Origin of the sequence: Streptomyces sp. SUK 48 (assembly GCF_009650765.1) — a bacterium.
Lineage (GTDB): Bacteria > Actinomycetota > Actinomycetes > Streptomycetales > Streptomycetaceae > Streptomyces.
This window is the reverse complement of sequence record NZ_CP045740.1, coordinates 7643160-7663182: the sequence shown is the minus strand read 5'-3', so window position 1 is coordinate 7663182 and position 20023 is coordinate 7643160. Positions and strand designations below refer to the sequence as shown.

The 20023-nt window shown below is 73.9% G+C and carries 19 protein-coding genes; 12 read left to right on the top strand and 7 right to left on the bottom strand.

Features of this window, described 5'->3' with window-relative positions; all coding sequences use genetic code 11:
• Nucleotides 1-75 precede the first annotated feature (75 nt).
• The 5 genes from GHR20_RS34050 to GHR20_RS34030 all read left to right on the top strand — a co-directional run bounded on the left by GHR20_RS34050 (nucleotide 76) and on the right by GHR20_RS34030 (nucleotide 5214).
• Nucleotides 76-819 carry a beta-phosphoglucomutase family hydrolase gene (locus GHR20_RS34050; RefSeq protein WP_153815403.1) on the top strand — a complete coding sequence of 248 codons (744 nt, stop codon included), beginning with the start codon at nucleotides 76-78 and terminating at the stop codon, nucleotides 817-819.
• The gene (locus GHR20_RS34045) at nucleotides 816-3203 is read left to right on the top strand and encodes a glycosyl hydrolase family 65 protein (RefSeq protein WP_153815402.1); all 2388 of its coding nucleotides are present in this window, start codon (nucleotides 816-818) and stop codon (nucleotides 3201-3203) included. The genes GHR20_RS34050 and GHR20_RS34045 overlap by 4 nt, the downstream gene beginning before the upstream one ends.
• Before the next feature lie 177 nt (nucleotides 3204-3380).
• Nucleotides 3381-4121 carry a beta-glucanase gene (locus GHR20_RS34040; RefSeq protein WP_111583030.1) on the top strand — a complete coding sequence of 247 codons (741 nt, stop codon included), beginning with the start codon at nucleotides 3381-3383 and terminating at the stop codon, nucleotides 4119-4121.
• 38 nt (nucleotides 4122-4159) lie between these two features.
• The gene (locus GHR20_RS34035) at nucleotides 4160-4918 is read left to right on the top strand and encodes a PIG-L family deacetylase (protein WP_153815401.1); all 759 of its coding nucleotides are present in this window, start codon (nucleotides 4160-4162) and stop codon (nucleotides 4916-4918) included.
• 80 nt (nucleotides 4919-4998) lie between these two features.
• The gene (locus GHR20_RS34030; RefSeq protein WP_148025746.1) at nucleotides 4999-5214 is read left to right on the top strand and encodes a hypothetical protein; all 216 of its coding nucleotides are present in this window, start codon (nucleotides 4999-5001) and stop codon (nucleotides 5212-5214) included.
• 83 nt (nucleotides 5215-5297) lie between these two features.
• On the opposite strand, the gene GHR20_RS34025 is transcribed toward GHR20_RS34030, so the two are convergent.
• Entirely contained in the window at nucleotides 5298-5882 is a 585-nt protein-coding gene (locus GHR20_RS34025) for a putative immunity protein (RefSeq protein WP_243878212.1), read from the bottom strand.
• 507 nt (nucleotides 5883-6389) lie between these two features.
• Between GHR20_RS34025 and GHR20_RS34015 the strand changes: the two genes are divergently transcribed.
• Together GHR20_RS34015 and GHR20_RS34010 are read left to right on the top strand one after the other, a co-directional pair.
• The gene (locus tag GHR20_RS34015; protein WP_153816250.1) at nucleotides 6390-6797 is read left to right on the top strand and encodes a cation transporting ATPase C-terminal domain-containing protein; all 408 of its coding nucleotides are present in this window, start codon (nucleotides 6390-6392) and stop codon (nucleotides 6795-6797) included.
• Between the two features lie 122 nt (nucleotides 6798-6919).
• The gene (locus GHR20_RS34010; RefSeq protein WP_153815400.1) at nucleotides 6920-7981 is read left to right on the top strand and encodes a cytochrome c oxidase assembly protein; all 1062 of its coding nucleotides are present in this window, start codon (nucleotides 6920-6922) and stop codon (nucleotides 7979-7981) included.
• Between the two features lie 10 nt (nucleotides 7982-7991).
• On the opposite strand, the gene GHR20_RS34005 is transcribed toward GHR20_RS34010, so the two are convergent.
• Nucleotides 7992-8582 carry a helix-turn-helix domain-containing protein gene (locus GHR20_RS34005; protein WP_153815399.1) on the bottom strand — a complete coding sequence of 197 codons (591 nt, stop codon included), beginning with the start codon at nucleotides 8580-8582 and terminating at the stop codon, nucleotides 7992-7994.
• Nucleotides 8583-8622: 40 nt separating this feature from the next.
• Between GHR20_RS34005 and GHR20_RS34000 the strand changes: the two genes are divergently transcribed.
• The 5 genes from GHR20_RS34000 (at nucleotide 8623) to GHR20_RS33980 (ending at nucleotide 13053) form a co-directional block, all read left to right on the top strand.
• Nucleotides 8623-9138, top strand: a complete 516-nt coding sequence (locus GHR20_RS34000) for an N-acetyltransferase family protein (protein ID WP_343336033.1) — start codon at nucleotides 8623-8625, stop codon at nucleotides 9136-9138.
• A gap of 111 nt (nucleotides 9139-9249) precedes the next feature.
• Nucleotides 9250-10629, top strand: coding sequence for a chloride channel protein (locus tag GHR20_RS33995; RefSeq protein WP_243878211.1), 1380 nt, complete (start codon nucleotides 9250-9252; stop codon nucleotides 10627-10629).
• 208 nt (nucleotides 10630-10837) lie between these two features.
• The gene (locus tag GHR20_RS33990) at nucleotides 10838-11809 is read left to right on the top strand and encodes an alpha/beta hydrolase (protein WP_153815397.1); all 972 of its coding nucleotides are present in this window, start codon (nucleotides 10838-10840) and stop codon (nucleotides 11807-11809) included.
• A gap of 54 nt (nucleotides 11810-11863) precedes the next feature.
• Nucleotides 11864-12457, top strand: a complete 594-nt coding sequence (locus tag GHR20_RS33985; protein ID WP_243878210.1) for a YdeI/OmpD-associated family protein — start codon at nucleotides 11864-11866, stop codon at nucleotides 12455-12457.
• A gap of 125 nt (nucleotides 12458-12582) precedes the next feature.
• On the top strand, nucleotides 12583-13053 hold the full coding sequence (locus tag GHR20_RS33980; RefSeq protein WP_153815395.1) for a GreA/GreB family elongation factor: 471 nt from the start codon (nucleotides 12583-12585) through the stop codon (nucleotides 13051-13053).
• Between the two features lie 29 nt (nucleotides 13054-13082).
• Here the strand turns inward: GHR20_RS33980 and GHR20_RS33975 are convergent, their stop codons facing one another.
• The 5 genes from GHR20_RS33975 to GHR20_RS33955 all read right to left on the bottom strand — a co-directional run bounded on the left by GHR20_RS33975 (nucleotide 13083) and on the right by GHR20_RS33955 (nucleotide 19999).
• On the bottom strand, nucleotides 13083-15569 hold the full coding sequence (locus GHR20_RS33975) for an ATP-dependent Clp protease ATP-binding subunit (RefSeq protein ID WP_153815394.1): 2487 nt from the start codon (nucleotides 15567-15569) through the stop codon (nucleotides 13083-13085).
• A 23-nt stretch (nucleotides 15570-15592) separates the two neighbouring features.
• Entirely contained in the window at nucleotides 15593-16561 is a 969-nt protein-coding gene (locus GHR20_RS33970; protein ID WP_153815393.1) for a Dyp-type peroxidase, read from the bottom strand.
• Between the two features lie 499 nt (nucleotides 16562-17060).
• The gene (locus tag GHR20_RS33965; RefSeq protein ID WP_148025756.1) at nucleotides 17061-17399 is read right to left on the bottom strand and encodes an NUDIX domain-containing protein; all 339 of its coding nucleotides are present in this window, start codon (nucleotides 17397-17399) and stop codon (nucleotides 17061-17063) included.
• Nucleotides 17400-17472: 73 nt separating this feature from the next.
• Complete coding sequence (locus GHR20_RS33960) at nucleotides 17473-18372, bottom strand: YegS/Rv2252/BmrU family lipid kinase (RefSeq protein ID WP_153815392.1); 900 nt, start codon at nucleotides 18370-18372, stop codon at nucleotides 17473-17475.
• 34 nt (nucleotides 18373-18406) lie between these two features.
• Nucleotides 18407-19999, bottom strand: coding sequence for an FAD-binding oxidoreductase (locus GHR20_RS33955; protein ID WP_111582769.1), 1593 nt, complete (start codon nucleotides 19997-19999; stop codon nucleotides 18407-18409).
• Nucleotides 20000-20023: the final 24 nt, after the last annotated feature.

Genomic DNA, 20023 nt, shown 5'->3' with positions numbered 1-20023 from the left:
CCGAGCGGGTGCCTTCCGGCGCGCCGGGCCGGTGTCCCCACGCCGTCGGCCACCGGTGGCTCCTAGCCTCGGAACATGCCCCGGCTTCCCGCACATGTACGCGCCTGTCTGTTCGATCTCGACGGGGTGCTCACCCGGACCGCCAAGGTGCACGCGGCGGCCTGGAAGGAGATGTTCGACGCCTGGCTGCGAGAGCGCGCGCGGCGGGAGGGCACCGAGTTCGTGCCCTTGGACGCGGTGCGGGACTACGACGAGTACGTGGACGGGCGGCCCAGGGAGGACGGGGTGCGGACGTTCCTCGCGGCGCGCGGGGTGCGGTTGCCCGAGGGGTCGCCGGAGGATCCGCCGGACGCCGAGACGGTGCGGGCGCTGGGTGCCCGCAAGAACGAGCTGGTGCTGCGCCGGATCCGGGAGGACGGGGTGGAGCCGTACGAGGGCTCGGTCCGCTTTCTGCACGAGGTCCGCGCGGCGGGTCTGGCCTGCGCGGTGGTGTCGTCCAGCGCGAACGCCCGGGACGTGCTGGCCGCGGCCGGTATCGCGGACCTGTTCGACGAGCGGGTCGACGGAGTGGTGACCCGTGAGCGGGGGCTGCGCGGCAAGCCCGCCCCGGACACCTATCTGGAGGCGGCGCGGGAACTGTCCGTGGAGCCCGGCGCGGCGGCCGTGTTCGAGGACGCGCTGGCCGGTGTCGAGGCCGGCCGGGCGGGAGAGTTCGGGCTGGTCGTGGGGGTGGACCGGGTGGGGCAGGCGGAGCAGCTGCGGGCGCACGGCGCCGACGTGGTCGTCCGCGACCTGGCGGAACTTCTGGAGTCGTCGTGATCACGCATCCCAGCTACACCGTCGAGCCGTGGTCCCTGCGCGAGACCGAGCTGAACCTGGACGTGCTCGCGCAGAGCGAGTCGGTGTTCGCGCTGTCCAACGGGCATGTCGGCTGGCGCGGCAATCTGGACGAGGGCGAGCCGCACGGCCTGCCCGGCGCCTATCTCAACGGCGTCCACGAGCGGCATCCGCTGCCGTACGCGGAGGCCGGGTACGGCTACCCCGAGTCCGGCCAGACGGCGATCAACATCACCGACGGCAAGGTCGTCCGGCTGCTGGTGGACGACCACCCGTACGACCTGCGCTACGGCCGGCTGCTGTCGCACGAGCGGGTCCTGGACTTCCGCACCGGTGTGCTCAGCCGCACCGCCCGCTGGACCTCGCCCGGTGGCCGCACGGTCCGTATCACCTCGCGGCGGCTGGTGTCCTTCACCCAGCGCGCGGTGGCCGCCGTCGTCTACGAGGTGGAGCCGGAGGACGGCCCCGCCTCGGTGGCCATCCAGTCCGAGCTGATCGCCAACGAACAACTCCCGCATGTCGAGGGCGATCCCCGGGTCGCCGCCGCGACCGACTCGCCGCTGACGGCGGAGGAGCACTACGCCGAGGAGACCCGGCTGCGCCTCGTGCACCACACCGACCGCAGCGGGCTGCGGGTGGGCGCGGCGGCCGACCATCTGGTGGAGGGGCCCGAGGGCACCCGCTGGTCGGCGCAGTGCGAGCCGGACGTCAGCCGGCTGACGGTGACCGCGGACCTGGCGCCCGGACAGCCGCTGCGGCTGGTCAAGTTCGTGGCCCACGGCTGGTCCGGGGAGCGTTCGCTGCCCAGCATGCGCGACCAGGTGGACGGGGCGGTGGCGGTCGCCGTGAGCACCGGCTGGGACGGGCTGGTCGCCGAGCAGCGGTCCTATCTGGACGAGTTCTGGGCGGGCGCGGACGTCGAGGTGGAGGGGGACGCGCAGATCCAGCAGGCGGTGCGGTTCGCCCTCTTCCATGTGCTCCAGGCGGCGGCCCGCGGCGAGAACCGGGCGATCCCCGCGAAGGGGCTGACCGGGACCGGGTACGACGGGCACTCCTTCTGGGACACCGAGGCGTATGTGATGCCGGTGCTGACGTTCACCGCGCCACAGGCCGTGGCGTCCGCCCTGCGCTGGCGGCACAGCACCCTGCCGGCGGCCCGCGAGCGCGCCCGTCAACTGGGCCTGGCGGGCGCGACGTTCCCCTGGCGGACCATCGACGGCGCCGAGTGCTCCGCCTACTGGCCGGCCGGGACCGCCGCCTTCCACATCAACGCGGACATCGCGCTGGCCACGGTCCGGTACATCGCGGCGACCGGGGACGAGGAGTTCGAGCGCGGGGTCGGGTTCGACCTCCTGGTGGACACCGCCCGGCTGTGGCGCTCCGTCGGCCACCACGACCCCGAGGGCGTCTTCCACATCGACGGGGTCACCGGGCCCGACGAGTACAGCGCCATCGCCCGGGACAACCTCTACACCAACCTGATGGCCCGCCAGAACCTGCTGGCGGCGGCCGATGTGGCCATTCGCCACCCGGACCGGGCCGACGAACTCGGCGTGGACGACGAGGAGGCGGCGGCCTGGCGGGACGCGGCGGCCCGGATGGCGATCCCGCACAACGAGACGCTGGGTGTGCACGAACAGTCCGCCGGATACACGCACTTCCAGCGCTGGGACTTCGAGGGGACCCCGCCCGAGAACTATCCGCTGCTGCTCAACTACCCCTATTTCGACCTGTATCGCAAGCAGGTGGTGAAGCAGGCGGACGTGGTGCTGGCGATGATGGAGTGCCCGTACGCGTTCACCGAGGAGGAGAAGGCGCGCAACTTCGCCTACTACGAGGCGCTGACGGTGCGCGACTCCTCCCTGTCGGCGTGCTGCCAGGCGGTGCTCGCCGCCGAGACCGGGCACCTCCGGCTGGCGTACGCCTATCTCGGCGAGGCCGCGCTGATGGACCTGGACGACCTGGAGCACAACACCCGCGACGGGCTGCACATCGCCTCCCTCGCCGGGACGTGGATCGCCGTCGTCGGCGGTTTCGGCGGCCTGCGCTGGCATCTCGGCGAGGACGAGCGGCCGGATGTGCTCGGCTTCGCGCCGCGGATGCCGGAGACGCTGTCCCGGGTGGTGTTCACCGTGCAGGTGCGCGGGCGCCGGCTGAAGGTGGACATCGGTCCGCGGCAGGCGCGCTACCGGCTGGTGGAGGGCGATCCGCTGACGATCCTCCACTACGGCGATCCGGTCACCGTGTCCGCCGACGCGCCGCAGGACCGGCCGATCCCGCCGCCACCGGTGCGGCCGGAGCCGCAGCAGCCCCGGGGAAGGCGCCCGGAGGGGCTCGCCGAGCAGGACGAGACGGCGGGGTCATAGCCGTACAGGCGGCCCGGGTCGGCCACCGCGCCGCCCGCGGGGAAGCGGGTGCCGGGCAGGCCGGTTCCGGAGGGGCGCATACCGGCCGTTCACCCGGATGGGTATATCCCGCCAAGAGTCATGGCGCGGGCGCATGACCGGCCGCCAGGCGGTGAGACATCGGTCATGGCGATGAACATGGACGAACCGCCGCGGGGCGACCCGTTATCGGGCGCCCCGCGTTTCCCGGCCGCGACCGACGTGGTGTTCACGGCGGATTTCACCTCCACGACCCAGTGGGTCGCGGGCCGTTCGCGGGCGTTCCCGGGCGGCGGCCCGGCCCATCCGGACGAGGATCGGCTGGACCGGCTGGTGGCCGATCCCGGCTACTGCCGCTCGGGCGTCTTCCGGGCCACCCGCCGGGCGGACGGCCGCTGGGACACGGGGCTGCTGACCACGGAGGGCAGCCGGGAGGGGTTCACCGTGCAGCCGGGCGACGTCCTGGAGGCACGGGTGCGGCTGCCCCGGGAGACCGGCGCCTGGCCGGCGATCAGGACCTGGCGGGACGGCGGCCAGGGAGTGGACGTGTTCGAGTACCACGTGGACAACCCCGACCATCTGGAGTTCATCAACCGTGTGCGCAGCGCCAGTTGCTACCTCCATGACGAGGCGGTCCGTCCGGGGGCCTGGGTCGATCTGCGCACCGAGTTCGGGCCGCGCTGTGTGATCTGGTCGCTGAACGGCGCCTCGGTCTTCGCCGACCACCGGGGCGTGGGGCAGGCGTGGCGGGCCCATCTCATCGTCGCCCTCTCGGTGTGCGCCGGGCGCTACCACCCGCCGCCGGAGCCCGCGACGAGCGAGATGTCGTTCGAGGTGAGGGGACTGACCGTGCGCCGTCCGTATGGCGGCGGGCGGACGGCGTACGCGGGCCCGGTATGAGCCGTCCCCCGGTTCCCCAAGCTGAAGGCGGTCCGTCCGTGTCCGTGCCGAGTCTGCTCGCGGTGTTCGCCCACCCCGACGACGAGTCGCTGTGCGCGGGCGGGGTGCTGGCCCGGCACGCGGCCGCGGGCGCCCGTACCGGGGTCGTCACCTCGACGTGGGCGGCGGGCACCGGTCGCGCGGCGGAGCTGGCCGAGGCGCTGCGGATCCTCGGCGCCGGGGAGCCCCGGTTGCTGGGCTACGCGGACGCGCGGGTGCCGTGGTCGGCGCCGGGCCGCGCGCGGTTCTGCGACGCGCCGTTGGACGAGGCGGTACGGCGACTGGTGGCGCACATCCGCGCGTTCCGCCCGGAGATCGTCGTCACGCACGACGCGTACGGCGGGATGACGGGGCACCCGGATCATGTGCACACCCACCGGGTGACGCTGCTCGCCGCCCAGGCGGCCGGGCTGGCGCGGTTCCATCCGGAGGCCGGTGCCCCCTGGCAGCCGCGCGCCCTGTACCTGGCGACCCATCCGCACTCGGCGGTGCCGGCGCTGCGGGAGGTGGTCGGGGAGCGCAAGACGGCTTACAGCGTGCCGGACGAGCAGATCACGGCGACGGTCGATGTCGTCCCCTGGCTGGAGCGGAAGGTCGCCGCCGTACTGGCGCACCGCTCCGAGGTGGAGCGCGGGGCGGTACCGGGTCTGCTGGCCCCTCTCTCCGTGCCGGAGTTGCGGCGGTTCATGGGCACGGAGTGGTTCATCCGGCACGATCTCGCCACCACGGCACCGGCGCGCACGGAGCTGACCGTCTGACCGGCCGCCGAGAGGCGGGCGCCCGTCCCATTGGCCATGCTGGGCTGAGACCGGCAGTTCTGCGCGACAAGGAGCACGGCATGCCGACGGACGTGATCGGACGATTCATGGCGGCTCTGGACCCCGAGCAGCGGGAGGCCATCGGCGCGAAACCGCGCGCCGAACAGGAGCAGCTGGCCGCGGCCTGGGAGCGGGAACTGGAGGCCGACGACGAGCTGGACACCCTGGACGAACTGTCCCCGCCGGCGGCCGAGGCCGAGGCGGCGCGCCGGGTGCTGCATCGCGAGGCGGGCTGAGCCGCGCGGACACCCGGCCGGGCCGGGTGATCGGCTGCCGTCCCGGCTTCGCGACCGCGCCGCCCGCCCCGGATCACGAGGGCTCAGGACCGCCCCGGGCCGCGGGGCTCATCCGCTCCCGCACGCAGCGCACGGTCCAGGCCGCGCAGGTACTCCCCCACGCGCCCGCCCCCGGCGGGAGCGGCGGGCAGCCGGGCGAGGACGGTGGTGACGGCGGCCGGGGCGTGTTCGCGTGCCCAGGCGAGGGCCTCGGCGGCTGCGGTCGGGTCCTCGTCCGCCGCCAGTTCCCTCGCGCGTGCGGCGTGGGCCGCCGCGCCGAGGATGTGCTTGACCTGATGGGCGTCGGCGAGGGGGTGGAGGAACGCGGCGCCCGCCGCGTGGCTCGCCGCGCGGGCGGCGTCGGCGGCGGCCGGTGGGGCGGGCTCGCGGGCCGCGCGGAACGCCGCGAAGCCGCTCATCCGCAGCGCCTGGGTGCGGCGGCCGCCGTCCGCGAAGGCACGGGCCGCCTCGACGGCCTCGCGGGGCCGCCGGTCGGCGGGAAGACTCTGTTCGAACAGGTGCAGGACCCGGCCCGCGCAGTCGGCCGCGTAGCCCGTGATCTCCCGCAGTTCGTCCTCGGTCAGTGCTATCCGGTCCGTCCGGTCGGTTCTGTTCGCGTTGGTCGGCACGGGGCCATCCTGCCGCACACCGGGCCCGCGCCGGGGCCGTTGGGCGGGCGGGGGATGGACCGAACGGCCCCGTGGCGTTCACGGGGCGGACGCGGAGACTGGTGATCGAGCGGCCGCAGGGCCGGCGTCCCGGCGGGCAGGAGCGTTCTCGTCATGCGGAACCCCAGCGGCATCGATCCCCGCGGCCCCTCATGGTGACCACGGCCGTGGACGCCGGACCGGGCGCCGCGAGCGGGATCGGCGCGGCGGCGGCGCGGCCCGGCGAGGACGTGCTGCGCGAGCTGGCGGCGGAGCGGACCGGGCTGACCGAGCGGGAGGCGGCCCGGCGGCTGGAGCGCTGGGGGCCGAACGCGGTCCGCTCGCACCGGGCGCGGGGGCTGCTGGTCCTCTGGCACCAGGTGCGCTCCCCGCTGCTCGGCCTGCTGCTGGCCGCCGCCGTCGTGTCGTACTTCGTGGGCGAGCGCAACGACGCGGTGATCGTGGCGCTCTCGGTGGGCCTCGGTCGTGATGCTGTGGGTCTTCCACGCCGGGCCCGCGCAGTTCCGCACCGGCTGGTTCGTGGAGTCCCTCGCCACGCAGACGCTGGTCATCTTCGCGATCCGGACCCGGCGCAGCCCGTTCTGGCGCAGCCGGGCGAGTCTGCCGCTGGTGCTGACCACCCTGGTGGTGGTCGTGGTGGGTGCCCTGCTGCCGTTCACCCCGCTCGCGCCCACCCTCGGCTTCCAGCGGCTCCCGCTCGGCTACTTCGCCGCGCTGGCCGGGATGGTGCTCTGCTATCTCGCCCTGGTGGAGGTGGGCAAGCGCCTCTTCTACCGGACCCGGCCGGGCGCGACCGGCTCCCGCGCCGAGGTCGGCCACCGCCATCTGCGGCGCCGCGCGGCCCGCTTCAGCACGTCCGGCCGGCTGGCCCGCTGAGGCCGACCCTGCCGACACGGCGCGTGCGGTCAGCCGCTACTGTCACCTGTCGTCCGGTGTGCCCCGGTCCGGTGTGAACCGGTCCGGTGCGCCCCCTAGAGGCAGGTGGAGGAAGCTTTTCCATGTCTGGTCACGCGACGGCCGCGCTGGCGGTCGGCAGCCTGCCGGAGCTGACACCCGCACGCGCGCTGGGGTCGTGGCAGCTCGACGTGCCCGCGCTGATCCTGATCGCGCTCCTGGGCGGTCTGTACGGCTGGGGCGTGCTCCGGGTGCGCCGGGCCGGCGGGACCTGGTCACCGGGCCGGATCCTCGCGTTCGGGCTGCTGGGTCTCGGCGGGCTCGCGGTGGCCACCATGTCGAGTCTCGCGGTCTACGACCATGTGCTGTTCTGGCCGGCCGCGGTGCAGAACGTCCTGCTCGACCTCATCACCCCGCTGGGCCTGGCCCTGGGCGATCCGCTGCGGCTGGCCATCGAGGCGCTGCCGGGCGAGGGCGCAGGGCGGGTGCGGCGGGCGATGAGCGGACGGGTCGTACGACTGCTCACGTTCCCGCTGGTCAGCACGGCCCTGGTGCTGGGGACCGAGCTGACGGTCTACTTCACGCCGTACTTCGCCACCGCGCTGCGCGTCGGCTGGCTGCACGAGCTGATGTATCTGCACCTGCTGGCGGCCGGCTGCCTGTTCGTCGTACCGGTGCTCACCCGGGAGGCGGCCCTGCCCACGTGGTGCAACCACCCGGTGCGCGCGGCGCTGGTGTTCCTGGACGGCATCATCGACGCGGTGCCCGGCCTGGTGGTGATGACCCACGGCACGCTGATCGCCGGCGCCTGGTACCTGCACCACGCGCCCGCCTGGTCGCCGGACGTCCAGCACGACCAGCAGATCGGCGGCGGCGCCATGCTGAGCATCGCCGAGCTGGTCGCGCTGCCCTTCCTGCTGGCGATCCTGGCGCAGTGGGCGCGCGCCGAGCGTGTGCAGGCCGCGGCCCTGGACCGGCGGCTGGACCGGGACCTCGCGCCGGCCGCCTCCCCGGTGGCCGCGCCGGGCCGCGCGCGGGCGGCGTCCGACGAGGCCGAGGCCGTACGGGCGTCCGACGGCACCGGGGCCGTACGGGTACGGCCCTGGTGGGAGACGGAGCAGAACGAGGTGGCCGCCCGGATCCGCCGCCAGCACGGCGAGGACTGACGGGCGTGGATCAGGGCCGGGCGCCCCGGGACAGGATGACGGCGTAGCGGCACTCGGCGCCGGTCGTGTTGGCGAAGACGCGCGGGGCGGGGTCGCCGAGTTCGAGGGTGTCGCCCGGGCCGAGTTCATGGGTCTCGTCGCCGTCGTGGAAGGTCAGGCGGCCGTCGAGGACCCAGACGACCTGGCGTACGAAGGCGAAGGCCGCGGCCGGGTACGGCACCCGGGCCCCGGCGGGCAGCCGGATCTCGGCGACGTCCGCGGGGAAGTGCGCGCCGGTGATCTGGCGGCGCCGGTAGCCGGTGGCGGGGTCCTGCCACTCGGGCGCCTCTCCGTGGCGGCGCACGCCCGCTTCCTCCCCGGTCGCCGGCCGCGTGCCCTCCGCGAGGGCGAGCAGTGAGGCGATGCTCAGCTGGAAGGCGGCGGACAGCTTGCCCAGCACGACGGCGGTGGGGCTGCTCTCGCCGCGCTCGATCCGGTTGATCATGGCGCGGGAGACCCCGGACGCCTCCGCCAGCTGGGCCAGGGTCCAGCCGCGCCGTTCGCGCTCGGCACGGATCCGGGCCGCGATCCGCCCCACCAGGGGATCTACTATGTTGGACATGCTTCCAATATATGAGAGAGACGACGCGGGAGGTCCTACGGTGACCGTGCGCCTGGCGTGCGCCGGTGATGCGGAGGCGGTGCGTACGATCCGCAACCACGCGATCGAGCACTCGACGGCCCTGTGGACCGAGGTCCCGCAGTCGCCCGCCGAGAGCGCGGCCTGGCTGGCGCGGCACCTGGAGCGCGGTTCGGCGTTCGTGGCCGAGACGGGCGGCGAGGTGGCGGGGTTCGCCGTGTTCGCGCCCTGGCGGGACCTGGAGGGATACCGGCACACCGTCGAGGACTCGGTCTACGTCCGCGAGGGCCGGCACGGGCTCGGCATCGGCTCCACACTGCTCACCGCGCTCATCACGGCGGCGCGCGCGGCGGGCCATCACCTCATGATCGCCGGTATCGAATCGGGCAACGGCGCCTCGGTCCGGCTCCACGAGCGCTTCGGGTTCGAGCATGCCGGGACGATCCGGGAGGCCGGGATCAAGTTCGGTCGCCGGCTCGATCTGACCCTCATGCGGCTGGCGCTGGACGAAACCGCCGCGCCCGGGTCCCTGGGCTGATCAGACGCCCGCCGAGATGCGGGGCGGGGCGGGCGGCCGTTAACTGAAGCCCGCCCGGTGCGTTGCCGAACGCCGTCCGAGGGCGCCATGGGCGGTGGAGGTGGAGCGGGCGTGAGCGGCACGGTCGGGCAGCCTTCCGCGGCCGACGACGGGCGGTCCCCGGCGGACAGCCACGGGCGGTCCCCCACGGCCGGCGACCCGACGCGGACGCTGCTGAGCCCGGGCTATCTCCGGCTGCTGGCGCTCTCGCTGGGCCTGGGCGTGCCCATCGCGCTCGCCAGCTTCTTCTTCGTCAGCCTCCAGCACTGGCTCCAGCACCAGGTGTGGCAGGAGCTGCCGCACACGCTCGGGCTCGGGCACGCCCCCTGGTGGTGGCCGCTGCCCACGCTGGCGCTCGCCGGTCTGATCCTGGCTCCGGTCGTCACCCGGCTGCCCGGAGCCGGCGGACATGTCCCGGTGCACGGTCTGGGCGGGGACCCCATCGGACCCCGCGCGCTGCCGGGCGTGGTGCTGGCGGCCGTCCTCACGCTTCCGCTGGGCGTGACCCTCGGCCCCGAGGCGCCGCTGATGGCGGTCGGCTCCGCGCTCGCCCTGCTCGGGGTGCGGGCGCTGCGGCGGCACCCGGCGGGCGCCGCCTCGGCGACGGTCGTGGCCACGGCGGGCTCCACGGCGGCCATCTCCACCATCCTGGGCGGCCCGGTGGTGGCCGCCATCATGGTCATGGAGGCCGCCGGTCTCGCCGGGCCCCGGCTCGCCATGCTGTTGCTGCCCTGCCTGGCCGCGAGCGGGGCGGGCGCGCTGGTGTTCACCGGGTTCGGCCACTGGACCGGCCTGTCGATCGGCGCCCTCGCGCTGCCGGAGGTGCCGCCGGACACCGTCCCGGACGCGGGCGACTTCCTGTGGGGGCTGCCCGCGGCCGCGCTGATCGCCGTGATCGTCTCGGTGGCCCACGGGCTCGGCGAGCGCACCCATCGCTGGACCTCCGCGCGCGGTACGGCGGCCCGCACCGTGGTGTGCGCCGTGGCCGCCGGGGTCTGCCTGACGGCGTACGCCCTGCTGACCGGCCGCTCGCCCGAGGAGGCGGCGCTGTCGGGGCAGACGACGCTCGGGCAGCTGGCCGAGAACCCGCACGGGTGGTCGGTGCTCGCGCTGGTGGCGCTGGTCCTGTGCAAGGCGCTCGCCTGGGGCATCAGTCTGGGCAGCCTGCGCGGCGGCCCGATCTTCCCGGCCGTGCTGCTCGGGGTGGCGACCGGACTGGCCTGCGCGGGTCTGCCGGGGCTCGGCACCACCCCCGCGTTCGCGCTGGGCATCTCGGCGGCGGCGACCGTCGTCACCGGGCTGCCGCTCACCAGCTGCGTGCTGGCCGTACTGCTGCTGGGCCGGGACGCCTACAACCAGATGCCGCTGATCGTTCTCGCGGCGGTGACCGCCCTGCTGGTCGGCCGGCTGCGGGCGAGCCGCCGGCCGACGCCCGCCCCGGCCGACGCATAGAGACGTCACGTCGACGGGAGACGTTCACTCCGACCGGAGACGCCACCGTGCACGGCCGCCGGACCGCCCGGCGGGGACCTCGACCTCGGCGTACCGGCCGTGCAGGACCAGTGCGCTCCGCGTGCGACACCCGGCGAAACCGTGCAGGGTGGGAACGTCGGCCGTCCGTCCGCCGGTCCGGCGGCCCGGAGATGTTCGAGGAGTGTCGATGTCCGATGCCGTAGCGCCCCCGCAGCCGGTACTGGAGCCCGCGGCGGCCGAGTTCGCGGCGGCGACCGCGAAGCCGCCGTTCCTGTTCGACCTGCCGCCCGCGGAGGGCCGCAAGGCGGTCGACGAGGTGCAGTCCGGGGACATCGAGAAACCGGCGGTCGACGAGGAGTGGATCACCGTCTCGGGCGGGCCGACGGGCAGTGTCCGAGCACGGATCGTCCGGCCCGCCGGCAGCTCGGGCAGCCTCCCGGTCGTCCTCTATGTGCACGGCGCCGGCTGGGTGTTCGGCAATGCCCACACCCATGACCGCCTGGTGCGCGAACTCGCCGTCGGGGCGCGGGCCGCGGTGGTCTTCCCCGAGTACGACCTCTCCCCCGAGGCCCGCTACCCCGTCGCCATCGAGCAGAACTACACCGTCGCCCGGTGGGTGGTGGAGCAGGGCGCGACCAAGGACCTGGACGGCTCCCGGATGGCGGTGGCCGGGGACTCGGTCGGCGGCAACATGTCGGCCGCGCTCACCCTGATGGCCAAGGAACGCGGCGGTCCCGCGCTGGTGCAGCAGGTGCTGTTCTACCCGGTGACCGACGCGAGCTTCGACACGCCGTCCTACCACCAGTTCGCCACCGGCTACTTCCTGCGCCGCGACGGCATGCAGTGGTTCTGGGACCAGTACACGACGGATGCGACCGACCGCGCCCAGATCACCGCCTCGCCGCTGCGCGCCACCGCGGAGCAGCTCAGCGGTCTGCCGCCCGCGCTGGTCATCACCGGCGAGGCGGATGTGCTGCGGGACGAGGGCGAGGCGTACGCGGCCAGGCTGCGCGCGGCCGGCGTCCCGGTGACCGCCGTACGGTTCCAGGGCGTCATCCACGACTTCGTCATGCTGAACGCCCTGCGCGACACCCACGCGGCGCGGACGGCCATCGAGCTGGCGACCCGCACGCTGCACCGGGCGCTGCACGCGAACTGACCTTGGTCCGCGCCCGATTGACCGGCCCGGGGCCGGCGGGATTTCATGAGGACCATGTCTGGCGGCTCATCCCACGCGACCGATCCGGTGCTGTTCTTCGCCACCCCCGAGGAGTGGGAGAAGTGGCTGGCGGACCATCACACGGACGCCGCGGGGGTCTGGCTGAAACTGGCCCGCAAGAGCGTCGCCGGGCCCGGCGGCGTCGACTATCCGGGCGCCCTGGAGTCGGCGCTCTGCTTCGGCTGGATCGACGGCCAGAAGCGGAAACTGGACGAACAGCACTGGCTGCAGCGCTTCACCCCGCGCCGCCCCACCAGCAGGTGGTCCCAGGTCAACCGGGACAAGGCCACGCGGCTCATCGAGGAGGGCCGGATGCGGCCCGCCGGGCTGCGCGAGGTGGAGCGGGCCCGCGCGGACGGCCGCTGGGCGGCGGCCTACGCCGGTCCGCGCGCGGCCACCGTGCCCGACGACCTGCGGGCTGCCCTGGACGCCGAGCCGGCGGCCGCCGCGTTCTTCGCCACCCTGGACGGCCGCAACCGCTACTCGGTCCTCCACCGGATCGAGGAGGCGAAGAAGCCCGGGACCAGGGCGGCCCGCATCGCGAAGTTCGTCGCCCTGCTCGCCGAGGGGAAAAAGCTCCATCCCTAGCGCGAGCCGGGTCCCGGTCCGCCGCCGGTCCACCGCTTACGATGCGGAAGCGAACCCCTTCTGTCCCGTTTCGTTTCCCCTCGATCCGTCTGGATCCGCCCCGATCCCCGTCGACTGGAGCAGCGATGACCGATGGCCCCGAACCGATCAGTGCCCAGGCGCGGCGCGCGCTGGAGCAGGAGCTGGCGGATCTGCGGGAGGAACGACGGATGGTCGCCGGGACGTTGAAGGGCAATCCCGACGTGGGCGACCAGGCCGATCAGGCGGACGAGTTGCAGCGGGTGGACCAGCTCGACCGGCTGGAGCGGCGGATCGCGGACATCACCGAGCGGCTGCGCGAGGCGGACCAGGCCGGGCCGGCGCCCACCGATGTGGTCGGGGTGGGCAGCACGGTCACCGTGCGGTTCGCGAACGGCTCGGTGGAGACGCTCTCCATCGGTGAGGGGGCCGAGGCGCTGGACCAGAACCTGGTCACCGAGGATAGCCCCCTCGGCCGCGCCCTGCTCGGGCGCCGGGCCGGGGACAGCGTGCGGTACGACACCCCGGACGGGCCCGCGACCGCGGTGGTGGAGTCGATCGGCGGAGCGCCCTCGTAGCGCGGGGCGCCCCGGGAGCGGGCGTCGCGTCAGTTCTCGGGTTTGCTGACCGAGCAGTGCAGCGTGTCCTTCACGACGTCGGCGGTGATCGTGTCCCCGGGCTCCGCCTCGCCGCCGAGCAGCAGCGTGGCGATGCGGTTGTCCAGCTCCGCCTGGATGGTGCGGCGCAGCGGGCGGGCACCGAACTCCGGCTGGTGGCCGTGGGCGATGAGCAGTTTCTTCGCCGCCTCCGTGACCTCCAGCCTCATGCCCTGGGCGTGCACCCGGTGCTTGCTCCGGTCCAGGAGATGGTCCACGATCTGCGACAGATCGTCCTCGGTGAGCCCGTGGAAGATGATGATGTCGTCGATGCGGTTGAGGAACTCGGGCAGGAAGCGCCCCCGCAGGTCGTCCATCAACGCGTCCTTCAGGTCGGACACATCGCCCTTGTGGTCGAGGATGCGGTGCGCGCCGATGTTGGACGTCATGATGATGACGCAGTGCCGGAAGTCGACGGTGCGGCCCTGGGAGTCGGTGAGGCGGCCGTCGTCCAGGATCTGGAGCAGGGTGTTGAAGACGTCGGGGTGCGCCTTCTCCACCTCGTCGAACAGCACGACGCTGTACGGCTGCCTGCGCACCTTCTCGGTGAGCTGGCCCGCCTCCTCGTAGCCGACGTATCCGGGCGGGGCGCCGACCAGCCGGGCGACGGTGTGCTTCTCCTGGAACTCGCTCATGTCGAAGCGGACCATGCGGTCCTCCTCGCCGAACAGCAACTCGGCGAGTGTCTTGGCGAGTTCGGTCTTGCCGACGCCGGTCGGGCCGAGGAACAGGAAGGACCCGACGGGCCGGTCGGGGTCGCCCATGCCGGCCCGGTTGCGTCGTACGGCCTGGGAGACGGCGGTGACGGCCTCGTCCTGGCCGACGATGCGGGCGTGCATCTCCTCCTCCAGCTTGAGGAGTTTCTCCTTCTCGCTGGCGGTGAGCTGGGAGACGGGGATGCCGGTGCGCCGGGAGACGATGTCGGCGATGTCGGCGGCGGTGACGGAGACGACGCCCTCGCGGCGCTCCTCGATGCCGGCGAGTTCGGCCTCCACCTCGGCGAGCTGTCGCTTCAGGTCGGAGGCCCGCTCGAAGTCCTCGACGGAAACGGCCTGTTCGAGTTCGCGGCGCAGCTTGGCGATGCGGTCCTCGCGGCTGACGACCTCGGTGGAGCGGCTGGCGCTGCGCAGCCGTACCCGGGCGCCCGCCTGGTCCATGACGTCGATGGCCTTGTCGGGCAGGAAGCGGTCGGTGATGTACCGGTCGGACATCTCGGCGGCCGCCGCCAACGCGCCGTCGTCGAAGCGGACTTGGTGGTGCGCCTCGTAGGCGTCCCGGAGTCCTTCGAGGATCTGCACCGTCTCCTCGACGGTCGGCTCGGGGACCATCACCGGCTGGAACCGGCGTTCCAGGGCGGCGTCCTTCTCGACGTACTTGCGGTACTCGTCGATGGTGGTGGCGCCGACCACGTGCAACTCGCCGCGCGCGAGGGCGGGTTTGAGCATGTTGCCCGCGTCCATGGAGCCCTCGCCGGTGGCGCCGGCGCCGACGACCGTGTGCAGTTCGTCGATGAAGAGGATGATGCTGCCGCTCGCGGCCTGCACGTCCTCGATGACCTTCTTCAGCCGCTCCTCGAACTGGCCCCGGTACTGGGCGCCCGCCACCATGCCGGACAGGTCGAGCGCGACGACCCGCTTGTCCTTCAGGGTGTCGGGGACCTCGCCGGCCACGATGCGCTGGGCGAGGCCCTCCACGATGGCGGTCTTGCCGACCCCGGGTTCGCCGATCAGCACGGGGTTGTTCTTCGAGCGCCGGGACAGGATCTCCACCGTCTGCTCGATCTCCTCGGCGCGTCCCACCACCGGGTCCAGCTTCCCGGCCCTGGCCTCGTCGGTCAGGTCGCGGCCGTACTCGTCCAGGGTGGTGGCCGGCTGCTTGCGCTCGGCCGGTGAGTTCTCGGCGCGGGCCGCCTGTTCGGCGAGGCCCGAGAGCTTCCGGGTGTCCATGCCCTCGGCCCGCAGCAGCCGGGCGGCGCCGGTGTCGCTGTCGCCGAGCAGCGCGGCGAGGATGTGCTCGGGGCCGATGTACGACACCCCGGCCGCCTGGGACTGGGCGTAGGCGGCGCCGAGGGTGCGCTTGGCCGCGGGGGTGAGCCCGGGTTGCGCTGCGGGCTGTCCCGACTCGTGCGGCAGGACCTTGGCGATCTCGTTCGCGAGGGTGTCGGGGTCCACGTCCACCTGGAGCAGCAGCCTGCGGGAGGACTCGACCTTGGTGGCCGCCCAGAGCAGATGCTCGGTGTCGAGGTCGGAGGTGCCGTCCTCGGCGGCCCGCTGCGCGGCCAGGTTGAGGAGTTCCTGCGAGGACTCCGTCAGCAGCCGCCCGATCGGGACCCGCTGCACGGCGGGCGGCGAGGACGCCGGCGACATCCCGAAGAAGCGATTCAACAGTTCACTGAACGGGTCCTGGGAACCGAAAGGGGCGCCGAACGACATCGACATGAGAACTCCTGGAGCGCAAGGGGTCAGTTCTCACTGAACCCCGGCGCCGAGCGGCCCGCAAGCGGAGGCCGGTCCGGGGGATCGTCGAGGAAGGCGATGGTCGGCACATGGAAGAGACAGCCCGTGACCGGCACCGAGAAGTCGAGGATCCGGTCGTGCGAGGCGGGGCCCCGGCCGAGGAACATGTTGCGCAGCATGGTCTCGGTGACGTCGGGGGTGCGGGCGTAGCCGATGAAGTAGGTGCCGTACTCGCCCTGCGCGATGTTCCCGAAGGGCATGTTCTCGCGCACGATCTTGCGTTCGTCGCCGTGCTCGTCGGTGACGGTGTTGAGGGCCACGTGGGAGTCGGCGGGTTTCACGTCGTCGGGGAACTCGATGTTGGCGAGCCGGGTGCGCCCGATGGTCCTCTCCTGCTCCTCGACGGGCAGCGCGTTCCATCCCTTCATGTTGTGCAGGTACTTCTGCACGATGACATAGCTGCCGCCGCGGAAGCCGGGGTCCTCGTCGCCGACGAAGACCGCCTCGTCCGCGATCTCGCCCTCGGGGTTCTCGCTGCCGTCCACGAAGCCGAGCAGATCGCGTTCGTCGAAGAACTTGAAGCCGTGCACCTCGTCCACCACGGTGGCGGCGCCCTCAAGCCGTTCGGCGAACAGGCGGGCCAGCTCGAAGCAGAGGTCCATCCGGCGGCAGCGGACGTGGAAGAGGATGTCGCCGGGCGTGGCCGGGGCCTGGTGGCGGGGGCCGTCCAGTTCCTTGAACGGGTGCAGCTCGCGCGGGCGCGGCCCGCTGAACAGCCGGCTCCAGGCGGCGGAGCCGATGCCGACGACGCAGCTCAGCTCCTCGGGCGGGGCGCGGAAGGCGACCGAACGGCGCAGGGCGGAGACGTCCTGCAACAGGTCCCGGACGGTGTCCTCGCCGCCCTGGTCGATGGTGACGACGAGGAACACGGCGGCCCGGGCGGGCGGGACGACGACGGGCTGCGACTCGGGCACGGGGACCTGCCTCCTCGTACGGGGCGGAGCCGGACCGTTCCAGCATGGCCCGGCCTCGCGGGCTCGGCAGGTCGGAGAGCCTTTCGGCGCCTTGGCGTGGAGGGATGCGCGACGAGGCGCCGGACGCCGGCCAGTGTCCGAGGTGCACCGGGTGACCGATGCCGACACCGCGCGGGCGCTGGGCAGCGGCGAGGCGCCCGTGCTCGGCACGCCCCGGCTGATCGCGTGGCCGGCGGCGGCGACCGTGCGCGCCGCCGCGCCGTTCACCGGGGCGGGCGAGACCTCCGTGGGGACCGCCGTCCGGGTGCGGCATCTGCGCGCCACACCCGTCGGCGGCCGCGTCGGGGTGACGGCCCGGCCGCCGGACCGGGCGGACGCGCGGCGGCCGACCTTCGCGGTACGGGCCGTCGACGCGGCGGGCCCGCTGGTCGCGGAGGGCGAGATCGACCGGGCGGTGGTGGACCGGCGGCGGTTCCGCGAAGGGAATCCCCGAGCCGGGTCACACGGGGGTGTGCCCCGCCAGGTAGTCGCGTACGGCCTCGGGCAGCGCGAGGGCCGCGGCCTCCTCGTTCGGCGTCCAGCGGATGTCCTCGGGGGCGAGCCGGGCGCCGTCCGAGGGGTCCTCGCTGAGGAGTTGGCACAGCACGGCCGAGCCGCCGTCCAGCGCCGCGGAGCCGTCGGCCAGGTAGCCGGTGATTTCGTAGACGACGCGCGCGGCGGTGGCCTCCGCCGTCTCGGCCGGCTGCCCGGTGCCCGACGGCAGCCCCCACACGTCCGCCTCCCGGACCAGCAGCAGCCGCCCGTCGTACACGACGACGGCCTGTATTGCGTTCTCCATGCCCTTACTCCCCCTCGTCCACCGCTCCCCCGGTCGCTGCTCGCCTACCCAAGTGGGCGGGCCCGCACACGGGTCAGGCGGTGTCCGCGGGCCGGTACAGCACCGGCAGGTCCCCGGGCCGTACCCGGACGGTCACCGGCAGGGTGGCCTCCACCTCGCCGTCGGCGCCGTAGGGAACCGGGCCGGTGGACTCGATGCGCAGCTCCTTGGCGCGCAGGACGCGTACTTCGGGGCGGTGTATGTGGGTGCCGGTCTTCAGCTCGTTCATCAGGGTGAAGAAGAGCCGGCGGGGCGCCTCCTTGATCATCACGATGTGCAGCAGGCCGTCGTCGACCCGGGCGCCGGGCGCGATCTGCCGGCCGGAGCCGTAATAGGGGGAGTTGGCGGCGACGACCGTGTAGCCGCGGTGGGTGTGCTCCTCGCCGTCGGCGGTGACGCGGTAGTCGGCGGGGCGCCAGCTGGTCACGGCGCGCAGTCCGCCCGCGTAGTAGGCGGCGGCGCCGCGCAGCAGCCGGGTCTGGTTGGCGTGCCGGTTGGCCAGCGCGTCGACCCCGGCGTACACGCTGCCGAGGACCACGGTCCGCCGGTGCACGGCGGACTCCACCTCGAGGGTGTCGACGGGCCGGGGCTCGGCGTGCAGCAGGACGTCGGCGAGCGCGGCGGGGTCGGCGGGCAGGTCGAGGGCGCGGGCGAAGTCGTTGCCGCGTCCGGCCGGCACGATGCCGAACACGGTTCCGGTGCCGCTCAGCGCGCCCCCGATGCCGCCGGTGATGCCGTCGCCGCCGACGGCGAGCACGATCCGGCCCCGCTCGCCGGCCTTGCGGGCGATGTCCTGGGCGTGGGCCAGGCTGTGGCTGTACTCGGTCTCCAGACCGGCCCCGGCCTCCCTGAGCAGGCGGGCCACCTGGAGCAGCGTGGCCGCCGCGGTGGAGCCGCCCGCGGTCGGGTTGACGACGGCGGTGAACTGGCGCATCGGGGGTGCCTCCGGGGCAGGCGGTGGGGTGGGGTCAGTCGGTGGGCAGCAGGACGCCGGGGTTGAGCAGCCCGTCGGGGTCCAGGCGGCGCTTGACGGCGCGCAGTGCCTCGACGGCCAGCTCGCCGGTCTCCCTGACATACCAGTCGCGGTGGTCGGTGCCCACCCCGTGGTGGTGGGAGATGGTGCCGCCGGCGGCGCCGATCGCCTCGTTGGCCGCGTGCTTGGCGGGCGTCCAGTGGGCCACCGGGTCCTCGCCCTGGGCGCTGACGACGGTGAAGTACAGCGAGGCGCCGTTCTCGTACACATGGGAGATGTGGCACATCACCAGCGGCGGGGTGCCCGCCTCGGTGAGGGTCTCGGTGAGCGCGGTGCGCACGGCCGCGTACAGCTCGGGGATCCGGGACCAGAAGGCGGCGGTCTCCAGGGTCTCGGCGAAGGCGCCGACGTCGAGGAGGGCGTCGCGCAGGTACGGCGCGGAGAAGCGGCCGTGCGCCCAGCGCTCGCCGGACTCGGTGCCGAGCGGGGTGCCGCCGCAGGCGGTGAGGACGGCGGCGGCTCGCTCGCGCCGGTACGCGGTCTCCTCGGGCGTGCCCTCGTAGCCGGCGATGGCGAGGCAGCCGGCGTCGCTCTGGCCGAGACCGGCGCCGATCTTGTCGGGCGAGGCGAGCCCGATGAGGGTCTCGGTCTCGTCGGACAGGCGCAGCACGGTCGGGCGCGGTCCGTCCTGGGCGAGCCTGCGCAGCGCGGCGGCGCCCTCCTCGAAGGAGGCGAACCGCCAGCCCTCGTAGACCTTCGCCTCGGGCAGCGGACGCACCCGCACGGTGACCGAGGTGATGACGCCGAAGGCGCCCTCGGAGCCGAGGATCAGCTGGCGCAGGTCGGGGCCCGCGGCGGAGCGGGGGGCGCGGCCGGTCTCGACGGTGCCCTCGGGGGTGGCGACGGTGAGGCCGAGGACCATCTCGTCGAAGCGGCCGTATCCGGCGGACGCCTGGCCGCTGGAGCGGGCCGCGGCGAAGCCGCCGATGGTGGCCCACTCGAAGGACTGCGGGAAGTGGCCGAGGGTGAAGCCCTGTTCGGCGAGGAGCGCCTCGGCCTCGGGGGCGCGCAGGCCGGGCTGGAGGACGGCGGTGCGCGAGACGGGGTCGAGGTCCAGCAGAGCGTCCATGCGGCGCAGGTCGAGGGCGACGAACGCGCCGCGCTCGGGGGCGAGTCCGCCGACGACGGAGGTGCCGCCGCCGAACGGGACCGCGGCCAGGGCGTGGTCCGCGCAGGCGCGCAGGACGGCGAGGACCTCGTCGTGGCCGGCGGGCAGGACCACGGCCTGCGGGACGTCGCCGACATCGCCGGTGCGGATGCGCAGCAGGTCGGGGGTGGACTTGCCGCGGGTGTGCCGGATGCGGCTCTCGGCGTCGGTGCGCACGTGCTCGGCGCCGCCGACGGCCTCGGCGAGCGCCGCCAGGGCGGCGGGACCGGCCGTGGGGGCGGGCACGTCGAGGTCGTCCAGGGCGAGCGCGGGGGTGCTGCGCGGCTTGACGCCGAGCAGGTCGCGCAGCAGCCCGGTCACCGAGTCGGGCAGCGGTGCCGCCTTGGCCGGGTCGCCCCAGCCGTTCCACAGCATGTCCATTGAACGGTCGTCCTCACAGGTCGG